Source organism: Pontibacter saemangeumensis (assembly GCF_039541895.1).
GTDB lineage: Bacteria > Bacteroidota > Bacteroidia > Cytophagales > Hymenobacteraceae > Pontibacter > Pontibacter saemangeumensis.
Genome location: NZ_BAABHC010000006.1, coordinates 25,899 through 44,375, shown reverse-complemented (window position 1 = coordinate 44,375; position 18,477 = coordinate 25,899). Strand labels below are relative to the sequence as shown.

Genomic DNA, 18,477 nt, shown 5'->3' with positions numbered 1-18,477 from the left:
CGGTGAAAGACAAAGCTACGGATTTGAAGGCAAAGAGGTAAGGGATGAGGGCCTCTTGTTTCAAGAGGAGATGCTGTGCCTCGTCAGTAAGTCGGTGCCAAGGCATTACTGATCAGCCCAAGCTGCATAGCAAGCACACCAAAAATTCAAAATGTAAACTGAAAGTATGCGCTATTTATCCTTATCTTACCTCTGATATCACCTATATAATGAAGCTAGATGTTACATAAACCCGCCCTGACGCTGGCGCTCTGTTTGAGCATCAGCCTTTCCTTTGCCCAAAAGCCCGCCAAATCCGTTTTACAGGAGGCCAAACCCGGGAAATCGGGCATAAGCGCAGAGCGCCTGCAACGCCTGGACCGGGTACTGCAGGAATATGTGGACAAGAATTATATACCGGGCGCCGTGGCGCTGATTGCCCGTGACGGCAAGATTGTTTATTATAAAAGCGTGGGGTACAGCGACGCTGAAGCAAAGAACAAGCTTGATCGCGACGACATTTTCCGGATCGCGTCCCAGACCAAGGCCATCACTAGCGTAGGGGTGATGATGCTGTTTGAGGAGGGAAAGTTTCTGCTCGATGACCCCATTTCGAAATACCTCCCGGCCTTCCGGGACATGAAAGTGCTGGACACGTTCAACAAGGAGGACACCACATTTACTTCGGTGCCGGCCAAACGGCAGATCACGATCCGGGACCTGCTCACCCATACCTCCGGCATCAGCTACCCTGGCATCGGGGGCGCCGAGGCAGTGGCCATCTACGCCAAGCACGCTATCCCCAGCGGCATCGGCACCCCGCACGACAAGCTTTCCGATGCCATGGCGGCGTTGGCCAAGGTGCCGCTCGTGCACCAGCCCGGCGAACGATTTACCTATGGCCTGAACACGGATGTACTTGGCCATCTGATAGAAGTAGTTTCCGGGCAACCGCTTGATCAGTTTCTCAGGGCGCGCATCTTTGACCCGCTCGGCATGAATGACACTTGGTTCTACCTGCCTGATGAAAAGGAGAACCGGCTGGTGAAGCTCTACACTGAAGGCGATAACAAAACCCTGAAGCCGACGGCCGCGCAGGGCCGTTTATCGCCTGACTTCCCAAAGGAGGAAGGGTCGTACTATTCCGGGGGAGCAGGCCTGTCCTCCACTATATATGACTACGCAGTGTTTTTGCAGATGCTGCTAAACAAAGGGACGTACAACGGGAAGCGCCTGTTAAGCCCCGCTACAGTGCAGCTCATGACCACTAACCAAATCGGGGAACTGAACATGGGCGATAATAAGTTTGGCTTAGGCTTCGGCATTGCCACGGCAAAAGGCGCCGCCCAGTTACCGGTTTCGGTAGGCACTTACGACTGGGGCGGTATCTTCGGCACCACCTACTGGGTAGACCCGAAAGAAGGGATCGTGGCTTTGCTCTACACCAACAAATTCCCGAACAGCTACGGCGACCTGAGCGACAAATTCAGGGTGCTGGTCTACCAGGCTATTATGGAGAGCCAGCTGTCCAGCAAGTAAATTCCATAGAGCGAAGGGGATATATAAAGCGCAGGAAACGGTGCCAGATCAGGCCCTGTTCCTGCTGTTTATATATCCCCTACTGCTGTGCCTGATATATAGCAACACCGGCGCAGGTTCATTCACATGCTTTCTTTTGATCTGAAAAGAAAACGGATCGCTCGTCCCGGCAACTCCCTCTGATAGGAGAACTTAGCTTTTTGTTTTAGCAGACGGCTCTATATCATTTTCCCGTTCCAGTTGCCGGTCTACCTGCTCGCTGTCCTGCCGCAGGGCGGGTACCTCCATCGGGCTGCGGGAAGGTCGCTCATCCCCAAAAAGGACTCCCCACTGCTTGAAGTTCTCGGCTCGGTCAAATATGATTTTAAGCACGGCGATAATGGGTAACGAGAGGAACATGCCGATCACCCCCGCGATTTCCCCGGCCACGATCACCCCGACGATGGACGCCAGCGCGTTTATCTTCACCTTGGACCCCACGATGCGTGGCATAAGGATATTGTTGTCCAGGAACTGTACCGCCGCGATCACACCCAGCACCGTGACGATGGGCCAGAGCTCTGAAGAGGAGGCCAGCGTGATCAGCACCCCGATAATGTTGCCCAGCAAGGCGCCTACATACGGGATCAGGTTCAGGAAGGCGAATATCACCCCGATCAGCAGCGCGTGCTTGATGCCGATGATCATCAGGATACCACCGAGCAGCACGGTTATATAGCTGATCTGGATCAGAAGCCCAAAAAGGTAGCTTTTGATGATGACTTCCATCTCCCGCATGGCCCCCTCTACCTTCTCGTGGTTTTCCTTGGGGAACCAGAAAAAGACAAAGCGCAGCAGCAGGTTTTTGTAGAAGAGCAGCAGGAAGATATAGATGGGCACCAGGCCCAGGAATACAAAAATGCCCGTGATGGAAAGGGCGGCCCCGCTGAGCATGTTACCGGCATAACTCAGAATCCGGTTGCTCTGCTCGCTTATAAAGCTTGTCTGCTCCTCTGTAGACACCGGTGAGATGTCTTCAATCCAGGCGCTGAGAGCCTTCAGGTGCTGCGTCACGTTCTCCTGTATGACCGGGAAATCGGATACCAGGTTACTGATTTGATAGGAGAAAAACCAGATAATGAGACCCAACACCAATATGAGCACGAACAGGCTGGTGCCAATGGAGAGCGACTCAGGAAAACGCTTTGCCCGGAAAAAACGGTAAATGGGCAGCAGCATGATGCTCAGGAAAAAAGCCATGAGCAACGGGGCCAGGATGCCTTTCCCCAACACGATGAGCCACCCCAAAAAGAACAGCCCCATAATCTCTATTGATCTCCGCACCGTCAGCGGTATTCCTTTTAGCATGATTTGAAGAGTTTAGCATTCATAATGCCCCTGTATACGGCCCAAAAGCAAAAGCACTTACCTTTACGGCATGAATAAACAAGTGCAGGTGCATGGGGCGCTGCTGCTGGTGGCGCTGATCTACGGGAGCAACTATAGCATCGCCAAGGAAGTAATGCCTTTTTATGTAGGGCCGTTCGGGTTGATTGTGATTCGGGTGGTGTCGGCGGCGCTGTTTTTCGGTGTGTTTTCAAGGCTGGTCGTGAAGGAGAAAATAGTGGGCCGGGCCGACAACCTGCGGTCCATTGCCTGCGGCGTGACGGGCATCGCCATCAACCAGCTCTGTTTTTTCGGGGGCCTCAACCTGACAGCGCCCATCAACGCGGCGCTGCTGATGGTCATCAGCCCGGTGGCGGTGCTCCTTTTCTCGGCGGTGCTCCTCAAGGAAAGGGTCGGCTGGCGTAAAGTAACCGGCATCGTGACAGCATGCCTGGGCGCCCTGCTTCTCATCAATAATTCCCGTGGAGAGGGCACCCCAGGCAACATCTACGGCGATTTGCTGATTATTCTCAATGCCGTCTCCTTCGGGATGTACCTGGTGCTGGTGAAACCGCTGATGCAGAAATACAAGGCTGTTACCATCGTCAGCCGCATCTTCGCGGTAGGCGCCGTGATTGTGGTGCCATTCGGCTGGCGGCAGCTCCTCGCCCCTGCCTATGGCACCTTCCCCACCTCCATCTGGCTCGCGATCGCGTTTATGGTTTTGGCCGTCACCATCCTGGCCTACCTGCTCAACACGTGGGCCCTGCGCTACGCCAACGCTTCACTGGTCGGGGCCTATATATACCTGCAGCCTGTACTGGCCATCCTGATAGCGATCGGTTTTGGGAAGGATGTCTTCACGCTGCAGAAAGGTCTGTACGCGCTGCTGATCTTTGCCGGGGTCTATATGGTGAGCCGGACACGGCAGCACACGGCAGTCAAAGCAGGGGCTAACAATTGAGATAAAGATGGGAAGCCCTCTATAAGGGGCTTTCCATCTTTAGGATACACTAGCTATTTAGCCAGCACGAGCCTGCTGCGGTATAACTTGTTATTTACCTCTACCTCGCATACATATATGCCTGCCTGCATACCCACGCCACTTAGCTCAAGCTGGTGTTGACCTATAGGCAATTGCTGTTCCGGCACCTCCCGCACCAGTCGGCCACTCAGGTCAAATATGCGAACCGCTACTGCACTCGACTCAGTCATTTTGAATTGCAAGGTCGCTGAGTCGAAGAAAGGGTTTGGGTATACACTGAACACGCCAATGCCGGAGTCGTCCTCATGCAAGACTTTTAGTTCGTGGCTCTGGCTGGCCAGCAAGTTATCTGGCAAATTGCCCACATAATACGGCCGCATCATCTCGTGATCTTCATGCGACAGGATGTGGCAGTGCCAGACATAATGCCCCTCACGATCAAATGTGGCGATCAGCCTGGTCACTTCTCCGGGTGCGATCGGATAGGTGTCTTTCTTTCCGTCCTGCCCTGGCTCCGGCTTTATAAGCGGCCCAACGAGTTCTATGTTTGCAAGACGTCCTGTATCGTCTACATCGCCCGTGAACTCCTGAGAGTTGAGTACCCTGAAGAAGACCAGGTGCAGGTGAATAGGATGGGCATCGGGGGTGAGGTTATGTATTTCCCATATTTCTGAGCCGTTCAGGGCAGGGTTTTCTGTGATCGGGTCCATAAACTCCATGGCACCGTCCTCCACAGTGCCGAGCATAGGTTTGAGCCTGCCATATTCATCCGTTCCTTCAAACAAGATCAGCTTTCTGACATTGGTGGCAGTCGGTATTTTGGGAAGCGGTTTGTGAAACGATGCCGGTATATGGGTTAGTGGGTATGCTTTATTCAAGGGAACATCAACCTTGAAGGCCATGATCTGTACCGGGCTGTCATCCGAGTCAACAGGATCTCCATCCGGGAATGGCGTACTGGCATCGTTTGTGATAATGATGGTTTTCTTCCACAGGTTTGCACCTGAGAAATCAATCACCACATCCATGCGCTCACCGGGTGAAATTAACAATGCATCATGCTCCACTGGCTTGTTAAGGAAGCCTTGATCAGACCCAATCTGCCATATCTTCACTCCTTCCGTCAGTTTCAGGTTATAAAACCTGGAGTCTGAACCGTTCAGCAGACGGAAGCGATATTGCCGTGGCTCAACATTTAATATGGGCCAGGCTTTGCCATTCACCAGTATCACATCACCAAAAAACTCCGGTAAAACGCTGGGATTAGGTACATCATGCTCCTGTGACGAATGATTTGCTCCTGACATAGCGTTTTCGCCACCCTCTTCAGGGTCAGAGGGATAGAACAATTGGCCGTCAGTGGTGAACATACGATCCTGTATGGCCAACCCTATGTCGTAAAGAGGGTCCGGCAGCTTTTTGCTTTTCCTCAAACCGTTCTCAAAGCCATCAGTCAGCAGGTAAAAGCCTGCCAGGCCTGCGTATACGTTTAGGCGTGTGATACCCAGTGCATGGTCATGGTACCACAGCGTGGCCGCCTCCTGGTCATTGTCATAATGGTAAGGGATGTGCTCGCCTTTAATGAACTGAGGCCCTTTGTTTTGGGCATATGGGGTATACCAGGCGCCGGGCAAGCCGTCGCTCTCTGACTCTGTGTGTCCGCCATGCAGGTGAGTAACAATAGGCACGCCTGGCCCTCCCGGGTCTGCCCAATGAATGGACTTGTCGACCGGTAGTAAATGCGGCAAAGGCGCTCCGGCCTCGTTCACCAGTCTGTTCAGCCATTTCACATTTATAGGCTGGTCTTTTTTGGCGAGAATGGTAGGACCCGGATACTGGCCGTTGTACCCCCATACGGTGGTCAGCACAGGGTTGCCATCTTCGTCTTTCAGCCCCAAGCCAAGGTCCTGCTTAAACTGAGAAATGGTTATAGCAAGAGATTTATTGCCAGCGTTAGTAGCATCAATAACAGAAGGAATTGGTAAAGGATTAACAAACTTAGGTATATCATCAGGTTCTAATAATTCCTGTCCATAGAGAGGTGGTCTTATTAGCAGAAATGCTAACAATAATGCTATTGTATTGCGAATGGTATTGTGGAAAGGATGCTTCATGACTCATAGCTAAAATATATTTACATATGCGAGCAGAAAAAAACAGGAGATGCCTGTTTAAAGAAGAATCATCAAGCTGAAGGTATGTGTAAATTATTAAATATAAAATGACAATAATCATATTATTATGATTATTGTCATTTTATGCAAGTCGCTAATTTTCTTTGGAGAAAGCTGTCTCCGGATTTTTAATCACTGAAAGCTATTAATTATTTCCCTTTAGTCGTATTTAAACAATTTGCTGACGGTTCTTCTGCCGCTTGCATCCTGCAGCGTTACAATATATAAACCTGGCTTTTCGCTTGAAAGATCCAGTTGGGTGGTAACCGCGCCTTTCTCTAACTTAAGCGTCCGGAGCAGAACTCCATCGGCCCTGATCAAAGATAAAACTGCGCTTACGGAAAGTTGTTTATCGAATGATAATGTCGCCCGGTCATTCACCGGGTTAGGGTATAAAGTAAAATCGGCGAGTTCACCTGTTGCCTGCGATAAACCTTTCTTCTGCAACAGGCTTCTACTGGTGGCGTTGCTTAAAAGAGCAGAAGCACCCCCTACTTCCGTCGCACTACCCCCTACAGAAAAATTGTCGTAGATAATGCTTCTTCCTCTTGTGAACCCTCTACCATAAACATGAAAAGTTGTTACAAATTGGATTTCCCTACCCGCATATAAGTCATCATCTGTTCCTGGGTATGGAAATCTTAAACACGTAATAAAGTATCCTCTTTGGTCATTGTAAAGAATGCCCCCGGTAGGATCACAACCGGCAAGGACCTCACCTGTGTTAGCATCTATAATTGAAATGCCTATTCTATTTGGCCCAGAAAAAATAAATCCGTAATTGACATAACCATCCTCGGTAATGGTATAGACGCCTGATGTAATCGTGTACGTATCTGGTTCACTACGACTAATAGGCCTGTCAATTATTGCTTCCCAGTAACCCTCAGAAGCGTTCCATACAAAGTCATCGGAGGTAAACCCACCGTCATCCAAATTGAAATCTTCTGTTACGTTCTCACCCATGCAACTTACAGGTTGGTTATTTATACCATCTACCCAACCACAATCTGGTTGGGCTACAGCTATATGGGAATAGACAATTAAAAGCAGAAAGACGAGCAAAAAAGGATGTTGTTTAAACAACATTTTAATATGAATTAGATTTGTTTTCATCATCTATAGACAAGTTTAAATCGAAGAGAATCAAATAACCAGTTTAGAAGAGGCGACTAAAACAAATCGAAGAAAGTTGCTTTAGTAAGGAGAGTAGAAAAAGTTAAATCTTTACCAATACTATTAAACAGGCAAAGAAAAAATATAATTTTTTATAATTTTAATATACTTATAGTTGGTAAACAAGATTCATATATAGATAAAATACTAATATAGAGGCATTCGGCAAGGGTGAAAGTAATCTTAAACGTAGTCAATAATCAACCCGATGGATTTAGAGATAATAGATTTTATGATAGGTCTTCGTAAAACATGACAGGTTTTATTGTTCCCTCACCTAAGTAATTTTAACTGTGTTTTACCAGCACAACGCCTTTCCCTTTACAACACATTCTCTATCTGTGAGAACTTTAGCCGGGGATAAGTTTATCTTTTGAGCAATTGGCGCCACCACATTAAACAAAGAAAGCCTGCCAGTTTAAAACTGGCAGGCTTTCTTTGTTTAATGTGGTTCAGTATGCTTTATTAGTTTGACCTGGCAAAGCTGTTTCGGCTGCGGTTTTCGCTTCGGGGCGCACCGCTTCGGTTGCCCTGGCTATTGCCGCCTCCGTTTCGCGGCCCGCCGGCTGGCCGGCCGCCACCGCCACCGGAAGGACGTCGGCCACCACCGCCGCCTTTCTTCTGCTGCTTTGCTGCGTTGGCTGCCTCGGCAAAGTCTTTGGCTGTCATCGGGTACGGATGGTTGTCGATGACCGGAACCGACTTAGAGATCAGCTTCTGGATGCTCACCAGGTAAGATGTTTCCTCGCCATCGCAAAAAGACAGGGCAACGCCACTGGCTCCCGCCCTGCCTGTCCGGCCAATGCGGTGCACATAGGTCTCCGGCTCGTTCGGCAACTCATAGTTGATCACATGCGAGAGATCGTCCACATCGATGCCGCGGGCGGCTATATCCGTCGCGACAAGCACACGTGTCTGGCTGTTCTTAAAGTTATTCAGGGCACGCACGCGTGCGTTCTGCGACTTGTTGCCATGAATGGCCTCTGCCTGCACACCGGCCTTGCTTACATCGCGGGCTACACGGTCAGCTCCGTGCTTGGTGCGTGTAAATACCAGGGCGCGGTCGATAGCGCCATCCTTCAGCAGGTGAATGAGCAGGTCTTTTTTATCGCCTTTCTTCACATAGTAAACTGCCTGCTTGATGGTGTGGGCTGTGGAAGAAACCGGGGTAACCTCCACCTGCGCCGGGTTCACCAGAATAGTATCGGCCAGTTTCTTTATTTCCGGTGCCATGGTGGCCGAGAAGAACAGCGTCTGCTTTTTCTCCGGCAGCACTTTCAGCACCTTCTTCACGTCGTTTATGAAACCCATATCCAGCATACGGTCCGCCTCGTCCAGCACGAACATCTCGATCTGGCTCAGGTGCACGTATTTCTGCGCCATCAGGTCGAGTAAGCGGCCTGGTGTGGCCACCAGTATGTCTATTCCGGCACGCAAAGCGTCGGTCTGCGGCCGCTGTGGCACGCCACCAAAAACGACAGTGTGCTTCAGGCCTGTGTGTTTGCCGTAAGACGTCAGGCTATCGGCAATCTGCAGGGCCAGTTCGCGTGTCGGCGTCAGGATAAGCGCCTTTATCTTGCGCGTTCCCCGCTCCTGCTGTCCGCCGTTTTCTGACAGCAACTGCAGGATCGGAATAGAGAAAGCAGCCGTTTTACCTGTTCCCGTCTGGGCGCAGCCCAAAATATCTCTTCTCTGGAGTATGAGCGGTATTGATTTTTCCTGGATAGGCGTTGGGGTGGTATATCCTTCTGTTTTAAGAGCTTTTAGGATTGGCTCAATGAGGTTAAGATTCTCGAATGTCATTAATTGGTTTTTCAAAAGAAACCGCGCAGCACTTTGTGCGCTGCCTTTACGGTGATTGGCCGGAATCTGAAGAAGTGCCTCTGATATGTTTATATAGGCACAAGGGCCATTCCCGACCTGTGTTTCTACCTCAACTCATAAAACGGGGATATAGTTCTATTCAGCTGTTGAAGAACACAAAGGTACACTACTGCTGCGTCACATCCTACTGCTCTTTTTTCAGGCGCAGGAACGGCAAGGGCTTCATTTGCGGCCGCGAGACCACACCCCATAATCGGGTGTAAATCAAAATCATGGTATAACCGCAAAAGGACCACCTTTGATCCCCCTATACCTATATAGGAGATGCAATGGGTGGTCCTTTGCAACAGGTTGCCCCGTCATATATAAATCGCAGCGACAGTCTTAGTACCCTACCGTGAAGCGCTGCCGGATATACTGTGGCTCCTCCAGTTCGTTCAGCACGGCGACGGCAAAATCCTGCCGCGAAATCCTGCTCTCGCCCCGCTCATCAAACACAGGGCTATCGGTATTGTAGCGAAACTTGCCCGTGCGCTCGCCCGGCTCAATGATAATGGCAGGGCTGAGGAAAGTCCAGTCCAGTTCCCGCTCTTCCTGGTACACGTTCAGCGAGTCCCGCTGTGCCGCTGCACCGCCTCTCCAGGCCTCCGGGAACTCTTCGGTGTCCACCAGTTGTATGCCCTGCTCCGGGTCGGCGTACAGGCTACCGGCGCCGCCTACATTCAGTATACGCTTCACGCCTGCCAGTTTTGTGGCCTGCAGCACCTTCTGTGCCACTTCCACGTGCTGGCTGAAATCGGTGCCTGGCTCCCATCCCGGGCTGTAAGACACCACCACGGCATCATGGCCCTTCAGCAATCCGGCCATTCCATCCACGTCCTGCACGTCCCCTTCCTTCACGGTCAGGCTCACGCTCTCTTCTGTTACTTTCTCAGGGTTACGGACAATGGCAGTCACATCATGCCCCCTGCTCAAGGCTTCCTGTGTTATCCGGGAACCGATGTTTCCGCTGGCACCTATAATGGCTATTTTCATATGCTCTGTATGTTTCAGTTGTCTATAATTGCAGTTAGTGCTGTTTATATTTGTGGGTGTTGTTCTTCCGCTCTCGCCTTCCGGGCGATATGCTTTACGATTTTTACGGCATGCTCCCGGGAGTTTTCGATAAACCAGACATGCGTGTCCATGCCGCCGCAGATCACGCCGGCCAGGTAAACATGGGGGAGGTTCGTCTCCATCGTCTCCGGGTCGTGCTGCGGGTAGCATTTCTCGTCATCAGACAGCCGCACCCCGATTTTCTGCAGAAAGCTGAAGTCGGGCTGGTAACCCGTCATGGCCAGCACAAAATCGTTCTCAATCGTGATCTTCCCTTCCGGTGTCTGAATATCCACCTCCCGCTCCCGTATCTCGGTGAGGCTGGAGGAAAAGTAGCATTTAATTGAACCTTCCTTGATGCGGTTCTCAAGGTCGGGCTTGGTCCAGTACTTGATGCTGCCCAGGGTTGGCTGGCGTACCACCAGCGTCACGTCGGCTCCTTTGCGCCAGGTTTCCAGGCCCGCATCCGCCGAGGAGTTGTTGGCTCCGATCACCACCACCTTCTGGCGGAAGTAATAGTGCGGATCGAAGTAATAGTGCCGTACCTTGGGCAGGTCCTCGCCGGGAATGTGGAGCATGTTCGGGAGGCCGTAAAAGCCCACGGCAATAATGACGTGCCGCGCCATATACGTCCCTTTGCTCGTGCTGATGCGGTAGAGTTCACCTTCCTGCTCCAGGTGACGCACCTCCTCAAACAGCTGCACTTTCAACTGCTGCGAATCGGCAACGCGGCGGTAGTATTCCATCGCCTCCATCCGGTTCGGCTTGGGGTGAATGGATACAAAGGGGATGCCGCCTATCTCGAGCCTGTCGGAGGTGGAGAAAAAGGTCATGTTCAGGGGATAGTGATAGATTGAGTTCACGAGGGTGCCCTTGTCTATGATCAGGTAGCTTAGCCCTGCCCGCTGTGCCTCCAGCCCGCAGGCCAGCCCGATGGGGCCTGCGCCGATGATGAAAATGTCGAGTATGTTGTCCAATACAGTTCGCTTTCCTGGTAAGCTTGTAGTCATACGTAGTAGTTATAACACGCAGCGGCGCATCAAGGTTTTATATTCTTACAGGCAGCGCTGCATCACGTACATACCCCTGTATTCCGGTTTCATAGCTTCAAAGTCGAGGCGATAAGTGCCGCACTTCTCAAAGCCGTTCTGCTCGTAAAAGTCCACCGACTTGCTGCTGTCCATGGCCTTCAGCCATATCCTGCGCTTGTTTCGCCGCCTGGCAAAATCCACTGTAAACTCAACCGCCTGCCTGCCCACGCCTTTGCCCGAGGCACTTTTTGTGAGGTAAATCCTTTCCATTTCCAGGCACTCTTCGGCGCTTCCGCCTTCAAAAGCCTTGTCTACGTTCAGCTTCAGGAAACCGGCTAACTCCCCTTTCATGTAAATGAGGAAAAAAGCGGCGTTCGGGTCGGCCAGTTCCGCTTTTAGGGCGGCATCGCTAAAGCACTTCTCAATGTACCACTTGCCGCCATCGTACCAGAGGTAGAGGTAGTGGTCGCCGTAGGCGTTGATGGCGATGTCCTGCAGGGTATGCAAATCTGCCTCGGTGCAGGGAGAAACGGTTACGCTATTCATGATGCAAAGCTACACAGCATTACAGAATTCGTGTATATAACTTGCCAGAAGTTATGTATTGCCCCGGTATCTGCCCGATAACCTAAGCGCTGAAACCAGGCGTTTTAGCATAATTTCAAGCTTGTTAAGAAGCGTAGCTTCTTCTCCCCTAAGCGAAAACCCACTCGCCCTCCCATTCACCGTTAAAACCTGTCTGCCAAGTATTTATATAGCAAACAGTAAAAACAACTGCTTTGAAAGAAACGTAAAAGTATCTAATCCTCAGAACAGACGCCCTATGAAAAACTTACGATTCCCGATAGCTATGTTGCTTTCAATTTTCCTGCTGGTTGGTTGTGCCGGCGGGGATGGCTGGAGTAGAAAAGCCAAAGGCGCGGCCGTTGGCGGGGCCACCGGTGCCGCTGCAGGCGCTGCTGTCGGGGGCACCAGCGGTGCAATTATAGGTGGGGCCGCCGGTACTGCTGCAGGTGGCGCCATAGGCCGTAAAAAAGACAAGAAGAAGGACCGAAAACGGTACGAACGTTACAACGACAGAAAGAATGACGATAGGTAACGCGTGAGATTACACGTTGAAACAGAAGAAGCTGCGCACAACGCAGGAACCTATTGATAAGAACAGCAGCGGCGGAGAGGTTTACTCTCCGCCGCTGCTGTTCTATAGGGTCCCGTTTAAGCCATCACTTCGTTCAGGTTGGGCATTTGCAGCCTGCCGAAGCGGTGCAGCGTGCTCAGGTGCGACCGTACCGCCTGCGCCAGCGTCTCGCTCTCAAGGTAGGGAATGCCGTGCTCTGCGGCTGTTTCTTTCACGATATCGGCAATGTTAGGGTAATGCACGTGGCATATACGCGGGAACAGGTGGTGCTCGATCTGGAAGTTCAAGCCGCCCACATACCACGAGAGAAGCCTGCTTTTGCGCGAAAAGTTCGCCGTGGTGTTCATTTGGTGTATCGCCCAGTCATTCTCAATGATACCGCTTTCACAGGGCAGCGGGTGGCTTGTGCCCTCCACGGTATGTGCCAACTGGAACACAGTAGAGAGGATAATACCGCTTACGAAGTGCATCAGCAGAAAGCCCACGGCAACCTCCCAGATAGGAATGCCAAACAGTAGCGTTGGCGCCACCAGGATCGAAAAGAAATACAGCACCTTAAAGGCCAGTATCTTCGTGAAAGCTATTCTGTTCTGCGCCTTGGAGTTTGCATTCACGCCGCTCCTGATGAAGCGGAAGAACTGCAAGAAATCTTTCAGCAGCACCCAGTACAGCGTCAGCAGCCCATAGAACAAGAACGCGTAGGCCCATTGCAGCTTATGGTAAAACCTCACGTTGGTGTGCGGCGAGAAGCGCATGAATACCATGTCGTCTATATCCTCGTCCATCTCCACCACATTGGTATAAGTATGGTGCAGGATGTTATGCTGCAGTTTCCAGTTGAAGGCAGAGGCACCCAGCAGGTTTACTGAATGCGCCATCAGGTAATTAAGTGTCTTGCTTTTGGAGAAGGCGCCGTGGTTGGCGTCATGCATCACGCTCATGGCAATACCTGAAACCCCTATTCCCATCACGAACCACAACATAAGGCTGGCGCCCAGGTTTGGTGTAAAGGCAAGCAAGAGTACAAATGGCACGATATATAAAAGCAGCAGGACGATGCTCTTTGTCAGTATCTGGGAGTTTCCTGTTTTGGAAAGGTTGTTTTCTGTAAAGTAAGCGTCTACACGCTTGCGTAGCGTTGGGAAAAACAGGCTTTTGTCTTTGTTTACGAATTTTACTTTGCCTTTAAGCTTCATTTAAATATGCTTGATATATTAGAAAAACGGGTTGCCAGCAGAGAAATGAATTCTAAACAGGCACGCCCGGTGTGCAAACCAGCGAAGGGAAGATAAGTTCAGGGATATCTTCCCGGCCCTTGCCTGCAAACGGGCACCTACAACTGTTAGTTCTGCAGAACAAGCGGTAGCTTCCTGCATGCTCCCATCAGATTGTAAAAGCAGCAGCGCCACAGCCTACCGTATGGTTGCGGTGAAGCAGGTTTTCAGGCACCGGCTTTTCCAAAGTCTCTGTTTCGCCCGCTAATTAGCCAATGGCCTCGTTTAGATCCGGGAGCCTGCCGAAACGGTGCAGGGTGGCGATGTGCGAGCGAACCGCCTGTCCGAATGTTTCATTTTCGAGGTAAGGGACCCCGTACTCGGCCGCTGTTTCTTTCACGATGTCGGCAATGGCGGGGTAGTGCACATGGCAGACGCGCGGGAACAGGTGGTGCTCGATCTGGAAGTTTAGGCCGCCCACATACCACGAGATAAACTTGCTTTTGCGCGAAAAATTCACGGTCGTGTTCATCTGGTGTATGGCCCAGTCGTTCTCGATGTTTCCGTTCGCATCAGGCCTTGGGTGGCTTGTGCCCTCCACCGTGTGCGCCAGTTGGAATACCACCGTCAGGATAATGCCCGCCACGAAATGCATCAACAGGAAGCCAAGCAACACCTCCAGGAATGGGATACCCAGGATAAACACCGGCAACGCAAACATCACGGAAAAATAAAGCACTTTCATGGTGATGAGCTTCAGGAGCCAGCTTCTGTTTTCAGCGGCTGAGTTTGCATTTACCCCGTTTCTGATAAAGAGGCTATACTGCACAAAGTCCTTCGCCAGCACCCAGTACAGCGTCAGCAGCCCATAGAACAGGAAGGCATACAGCCACTGCACCTGATGGAAGAATTTCACCCGTGTGTGCGGTGAGAAACGCAGCACCAGCCTGTCCTGTATATCCTCGTCCATCTCCACCACATTGGTGTAGGTATGGTGCAGGATGTTGTGCTGCAGCTTCCAGTTGAAGGTAGAGCCGCCCACCAGGTTCAGGGTACTCCCCATCAGGGAATTTACGCGTTTGCTGCTCGAAAAAGCGCCGTGGTTGGCATCGTGCATCACACTCATCCCAATGCCAGCCACGCCCAAACCCATTATGAACCAGAGCAGGAGGCTCAGCGGCAACGCCGGCTGAAAAACCAGGAGCGCCACAAAGGGCAGTATATAGCAAAGCAGCAGCACCACGCTTTTCACCACCATGGCCGTGTTGGCTGTCTTCGATATCTTGTTCTCCTCGAAGTAATTGTCTACCCGTTTGCGCAAGGTGGCGAAAAAGAGATTTTTATCTTTGGATACGAATTTTACTTTGCCTTTGAGACTCATATGGGGTGCTTGTGTGCGAGAAAAAAACCAACCACGACCCGTGCTGTAGGCGAAGTGGAGTGAGAGGGTATAGTTACTGTAAAAGAGTAAGCTGCAGCTTTAAGTTCAGATAAAGCTGTCAGAAATAGTAATAAATACTTAGAATGCTATCTGTTGTGCACATATTTATACGGACCGTATACATGAATTCATACAAATGTGACTGGAAAAGTACGTAAAAGTATGGAATCATTGTCTAAAAGTGCTTGCCTGCCTTGTCAGTAGCTCTTTAAGCTGCCACTGTTAGTTGGAAAACCGGCTGGCTCAACAAAAGAGGCTGGTCAAAACATTGACCAGCCTCGCTGCTGAATTTATATATCCCTTGCTATAGGTGTATCACCTCGTCGTATGCGGCGGCGGCGGCTTCCATGATTGCCTCGCTCATGGTTGGGTGCGGGTGCACCGACTTTATGATCTCGTGGCCGGTTGTCTCCAGTTTTCGGGCAACCACTACCTCGGCAATCATCTCGGTCACGTTCGCCCCGATCATGTGCGCGCCCAGGAACTCCCCGTACTTGGCGTCGAAAATCACTTTCACAAAGCCGTCTTTCACGCCGCCCGCGCTGGCTTTACCAGAGGCTGAGAACGGAAACTTGCCTACTTTTATATCCAGCCCCTGCTCACGGGCTGCTTTCTCTGTCATACCCACTGACGCGATCTCGGGCGAGCAGTACGTACAGCCCGGGATATTGCCGTAGTTTAAGGGCTCCGGATGGTGACCCGCTATTTTCTCCACGCAGATAATGCCTTCCGCGGAGGCCACGTGCGCCAGCGCCGGCCCCGGCACAATGTCACCGATCGCGTAAATGCCGTCCACGTTTGTTTTGTAGAACTCGTCCACCACTATTCGGCCACGGTCTACTTTAATGCCCAGTTCCTCGATGCCGATGTTCTCAAGGTTTGTCTGGATGCCTACCGCCGAAAGCACGATCTCCGCCTCCAGGGTCTGCTCGCCTTTGGCTGATTTGACCTTCACTTTGCAGAGCTTGCCGCTCGTGTCCACAGAGGCCACCTCAGAATCTGTCATGATGTCGATGCCCACCTTCTTGAAAGACTTTGCCAGCTGGCGGGAAACTTCTTCGTCCTCTACCGGCACAATGTTCGGAAGAAACTCCACCACGGTCACTTTGGTGCCCATGGCGTTGTAGAAGTAGGCAAACTCCACTCCGATCGCCCCGGAACCCACCACGACCATTGACTCCGGGAGTTTGTCGAGCGCCATCGCCTGACGGTACCCGATAATCTTCTTGCCGTCGATGGGCAGGTTCGGCAGCTCGCGCGAGCGGGCTCCTGTTGCCAGTATGATGTTGGTTGCCTCTATCGTTTCCTTTTTGCCGTCGGCGTTCGTCACCTCAACTTTGCCTTTGCCTGTTACCTTGCCGGTGCCCATGATCGCATCGATCTTGTTTTTGCGGAACAGGAACTGGATGCCTTTGCTCATGCCGTCGGCCACGCCGCGGCTTCGCTTTATCACCGCACCGAAGTCTACAGACGCATCTCCTACGGTAATGCCATAATCAGCGGCATGATTGATATATTCAAAAACATTTGCGCTCTTTAGCAGTGCCTTGGTCGGGATACAGCCCCAGTTCAGGCAGATACCACCCAGCGACTCACGCTCGATAACGCCCACCTTCAGGCCCAGCTGCGACGCACGGATAGCCGCCACGTAGCCTCCCGGGCCACTACCAACCACTACTAAATCGTATTTTGATGCCATAGTCTCTTTTTATATAGTTGATTGAGCAAAAATAAACCTAAATCCTAACACTGCAAAACCCACGGCGTTACGGGCCCCGGCTTTTAACTGAATGCGTGGAGTTGGGTGTGGAGAATGCTACTAAATCTGCTGCTGGTGAGCTGCAGCAGCAGAAAACGTTTGTTCCGAAGGCGGTAAAAAAAGAAAGAGGCGCATTTGTTTGCGCCTCTTATTGCTTCCTATACCCCGGCTATTCTATACCCCATCCGGCTGCGCTGCGCTTCCGGTTGCAAGCAGATTCTGCCCGCCGCCGTCCGGATCAATTGCCTCCATCCGCTTCACTGTCTCTTCTTTCACGGCTGCAAATGCTGCTTCATGTTTCTTTCTGATGGGCTCGGCCAGCGGCAGTTTCACGCGCAGGGCATCTACCTGGCGGCCGTTCTGCCAGAACCGGTAGCAGAGGTGCGGGCCGGTGGCCAGACCCGTGCTGCCCACATAGCCGATCGTCTGGCCCATCTTCACGCGCCTGCCGGGCCGCATGCCCTTCGCAAACTTAGACATGTGCAGGTACTGGGTGGTATACGTCTTGTTGTGCTTGATTTTGACGTAGTAGCCGTTGCCGCGGGTATACCGCGCCTCCAGCACCACGCCGTCGCCCACCGTGCGGATAGGGGTGCCGCGCGGGGCGGCATAGTCAGTGCCCAGGTGTGCTTTGTAGCGCTTCTGCACCGGGTGGAAGCGCCTTTTAGTGTAGCGCGAACTGATGCGGGTGTATTCCAGCGGTTCCTTCAGGAACGCCTTTTTCATGCTCGTCCCGTTCTCGTCGTAATAGCTGGTGCCGTCTCCCTGGTCGAAGGCGATGGCGTAGAGCGGCTTGCCGTTGTGCTCGAAATAAGCGGCCTTCAGGTTGCTGAAACCGATGGTGGCACCGTTTACCACCTTCTCGTCATATATAAGCTTGAACTTGTCGCCGGGCTGGATGCGGTTCAGGTTGAGGCGCCATGCGTAGATGTCCGCGAACTTGTTCACCAGTTGGGGCGAGCCCCCCGCCGCCACGATCGACTCGAAAAGCGAGCTTTGGATTTCGCCTGCCAGCGTCCGCTCCAGCACCTCCATCTCCCGCTTCACCTTCGTCACGCACATGTCGCCGCGCAGGTCATATATAATGTACTCCAGCTGGTTTGGCTCATATATAAAGTACTGGGCGGTTTGGGCGGAATCGAGGCCGTGGAGCAGGATATAGCTGCGCCTGGCAGCGATGCGGCGCAGGTTAAACACCTCTTTCGACTTTCTGGCCAGCTTGTCTATCTGCACAGGGGAAATGTTGTAGCCCGAGAGAATGGCAGAGAGGCTTTCGCCGCGCTTTATCTCAGCCTCTACAATCTCAAGCGAATCGGTGGGGATACCGTAGATAACGGGGGCCGGCGCTTTCTCTTCCTCAACCACGTCTGCTTCTGGCTCAGGCGCGGCTTCCTGCGGTTGGGCCATCAGGCGCTCGGTACTGAATTGCAGCGTATATTCCGCCGTAAAAAAAACCAACACCAACAAAGCGATGAGGATGGCAAGTCCTTTGCTGCTTTTTAACATCACGTAATACCTTTGGTTGAAAAACTGTCACGAAAATAGGCTTTAACCATTACAAATAAAAACATAGCCAAAGACAATATTCAGATTATAAACAGGTTAACATATAGCTTCCGCTATACATGATAGCACTGCACGCACAACTCCCGGGTATATATAATAACGTAACCGGAGCTGTAAGAATCAAATCCCCAGCCAGTTAAAACTTAATCCCGCCCGTATTTTTCTGCGCCTGCCAAATAATGAAAACTTTT

14 protein-coding genes are annotated in these 18,477 nt (G+C 51.7%); 3 read left to right on the top strand and 11 right to left on the bottom strand.

All coding sequences use genetic code 11. The annotated features are described in order from the left end of the window. The first annotated feature begins 219 nt into the window (after positions 1–219). Complete coding sequence (locus ABD920_RS08275; RefSeq protein ID WP_345158220.1) at positions 220–1,518, top strand: serine hydrolase domain-containing protein; 1,299 nt, start codon at positions 220–222, stop codon at positions 1,516–1,518. A 192-nt stretch (positions 1,519–1,710) separates the two neighbouring features. Here the strand turns inward: ABD920_RS08275 and ABD920_RS08270 are convergent, their stop codons facing one another. Continuing rightward, positions 1,711–2,865, bottom strand: coding sequence for an AI-2E family transporter (locus ABD920_RS08270; RefSeq protein ID WP_345158218.1), 1,155 nt, complete (start codon positions 2,863–2,865; stop codon positions 1,711–1,713). Between the two features lie 70 nt (positions 2,866–2,935). Between ABD920_RS08270 and ABD920_RS08265 the strand changes: the two genes are divergently transcribed. Continuing rightward, positions 2,936–3,847 (top strand): DMT family transporter, encoded by a 912-nt coding sequence (locus tag ABD920_RS08265; RefSeq protein WP_345158217.1) that lies wholly within the window; start codon positions 2,936–2,938, stop codon positions 3,845–3,847. Between the two features lie 53 nt (positions 3,848–3,900). Here ABD920_RS08265 and ABD920_RS08260 read toward each other — a convergent pair whose 3' ends face one another. From ABD920_RS08260 to ABD920_RS08235, 6 genes are all read right to left on the bottom strand, one after another. Beyond that, on the bottom strand, positions 3,901–5,766 hold the full coding sequence (locus ABD920_RS08260) for a multicopper oxidase domain-containing protein (protein WP_345158216.1): 1,866 nt from the start codon (positions 5,764–5,766) through the stop codon (positions 3,901–3,903). A 435-nt stretch (positions 5,767–6,201) separates the two neighbouring features. Next, positions 6,202–7,161, bottom strand: a complete 960-nt coding sequence (locus ABD920_RS08255) for a T9SS type A sorting domain-containing protein (RefSeq protein ID WP_345158214.1) — start codon at positions 7,159–7,161, stop codon at positions 6,202–6,204. Between the two features lie 522 nt (positions 7,162–7,683). Beyond that, positions 7,684–9,021, bottom strand: coding sequence for a DEAD/DEAH box helicase (locus ABD920_RS08250; protein ID WP_345158213.1), 1,338 nt, complete (start codon positions 9,019–9,021; stop codon positions 7,684–7,686). A 405-nt stretch (positions 9,022–9,426) separates the two neighbouring features. Then, a complete protein-coding gene (locus tag ABD920_RS08245) occupies positions 9,427–10,077 on the bottom strand; it encodes an NAD(P)-dependent oxidoreductase (protein WP_345158212.1) in 651 nt (216 codons plus the stop codon). A gap of 44 nt (positions 10,078–10,121) precedes the next feature. Next, positions 10,122–11,147, bottom strand: coding sequence for a YpdA family putative bacillithiol disulfide reductase (locus ABD920_RS08240; RefSeq protein WP_345158210.1), 1,026 nt, complete (start codon positions 11,145–11,147; stop codon positions 10,122–10,124). A gap of 45 nt (positions 11,148–11,192) precedes the next feature. Then, entirely contained in the window at positions 11,193–11,714 is a 522-nt protein-coding gene (locus ABD920_RS08235; RefSeq protein ID WP_345158208.1) for a GNAT family N-acetyltransferase, read from the bottom strand. A gap of 277 nt (positions 11,715–11,991) precedes the next feature. On the opposite strand from ABD920_RS08235, the gene ABD920_RS08230 reads away from it, so the two are divergent. Next, the gene (locus ABD920_RS08230; RefSeq protein WP_345158207.1) at positions 11,992–12,267 is read left to right on the top strand and encodes a glycine zipper domain-containing protein; all 276 of its coding nucleotides are present in this window, start codon (positions 11,992–11,994) and stop codon (positions 12,265–12,267) included. A 116-nt stretch (positions 12,268–12,383) separates the two neighbouring features. Here ABD920_RS08230 and ABD920_RS08225 read toward each other — a convergent pair whose 3' ends face one another. From ABD920_RS08225 to ABD920_RS08210, 4 genes are all read right to left on the bottom strand, one after another. After that, positions 12,384–13,502 (bottom strand): fatty acid desaturase family protein, encoded by a 1,119-nt coding sequence (locus ABD920_RS08225; RefSeq protein ID WP_345158205.1) that lies wholly within the window; start codon positions 13,500–13,502, stop codon positions 12,384–12,386. Between the two features lie 286 nt (positions 13,503–13,788). Further along, complete coding sequence (locus tag ABD920_RS08220; RefSeq protein WP_345158203.1) at positions 13,789–14,901, bottom strand: fatty acid desaturase family protein; 1,113 nt, start codon at positions 14,899–14,901, stop codon at positions 13,789–13,791. Between the two features lie 364 nt (positions 14,902–15,265). Beyond that, positions 15,266–16,660, bottom strand: coding sequence for a dihydrolipoyl dehydrogenase (lpdA, locus tag ABD920_RS08215; RefSeq protein ID WP_345158202.1), 1,395 nt, complete (start codon positions 16,658–16,660; stop codon positions 15,266–15,268). Between the two features lie 234 nt (positions 16,661–16,894). After that, on the bottom strand, positions 16,895–18,226 hold the full coding sequence (locus ABD920_RS08210; RefSeq protein ID WP_345158201.1) for a peptidoglycan DD-metalloendopeptidase family protein: 1,332 nt from the start codon (positions 18,224–18,226) through the stop codon (positions 16,895–16,897). Positions 18,227–18,477: the final 251 nt, after the last annotated feature.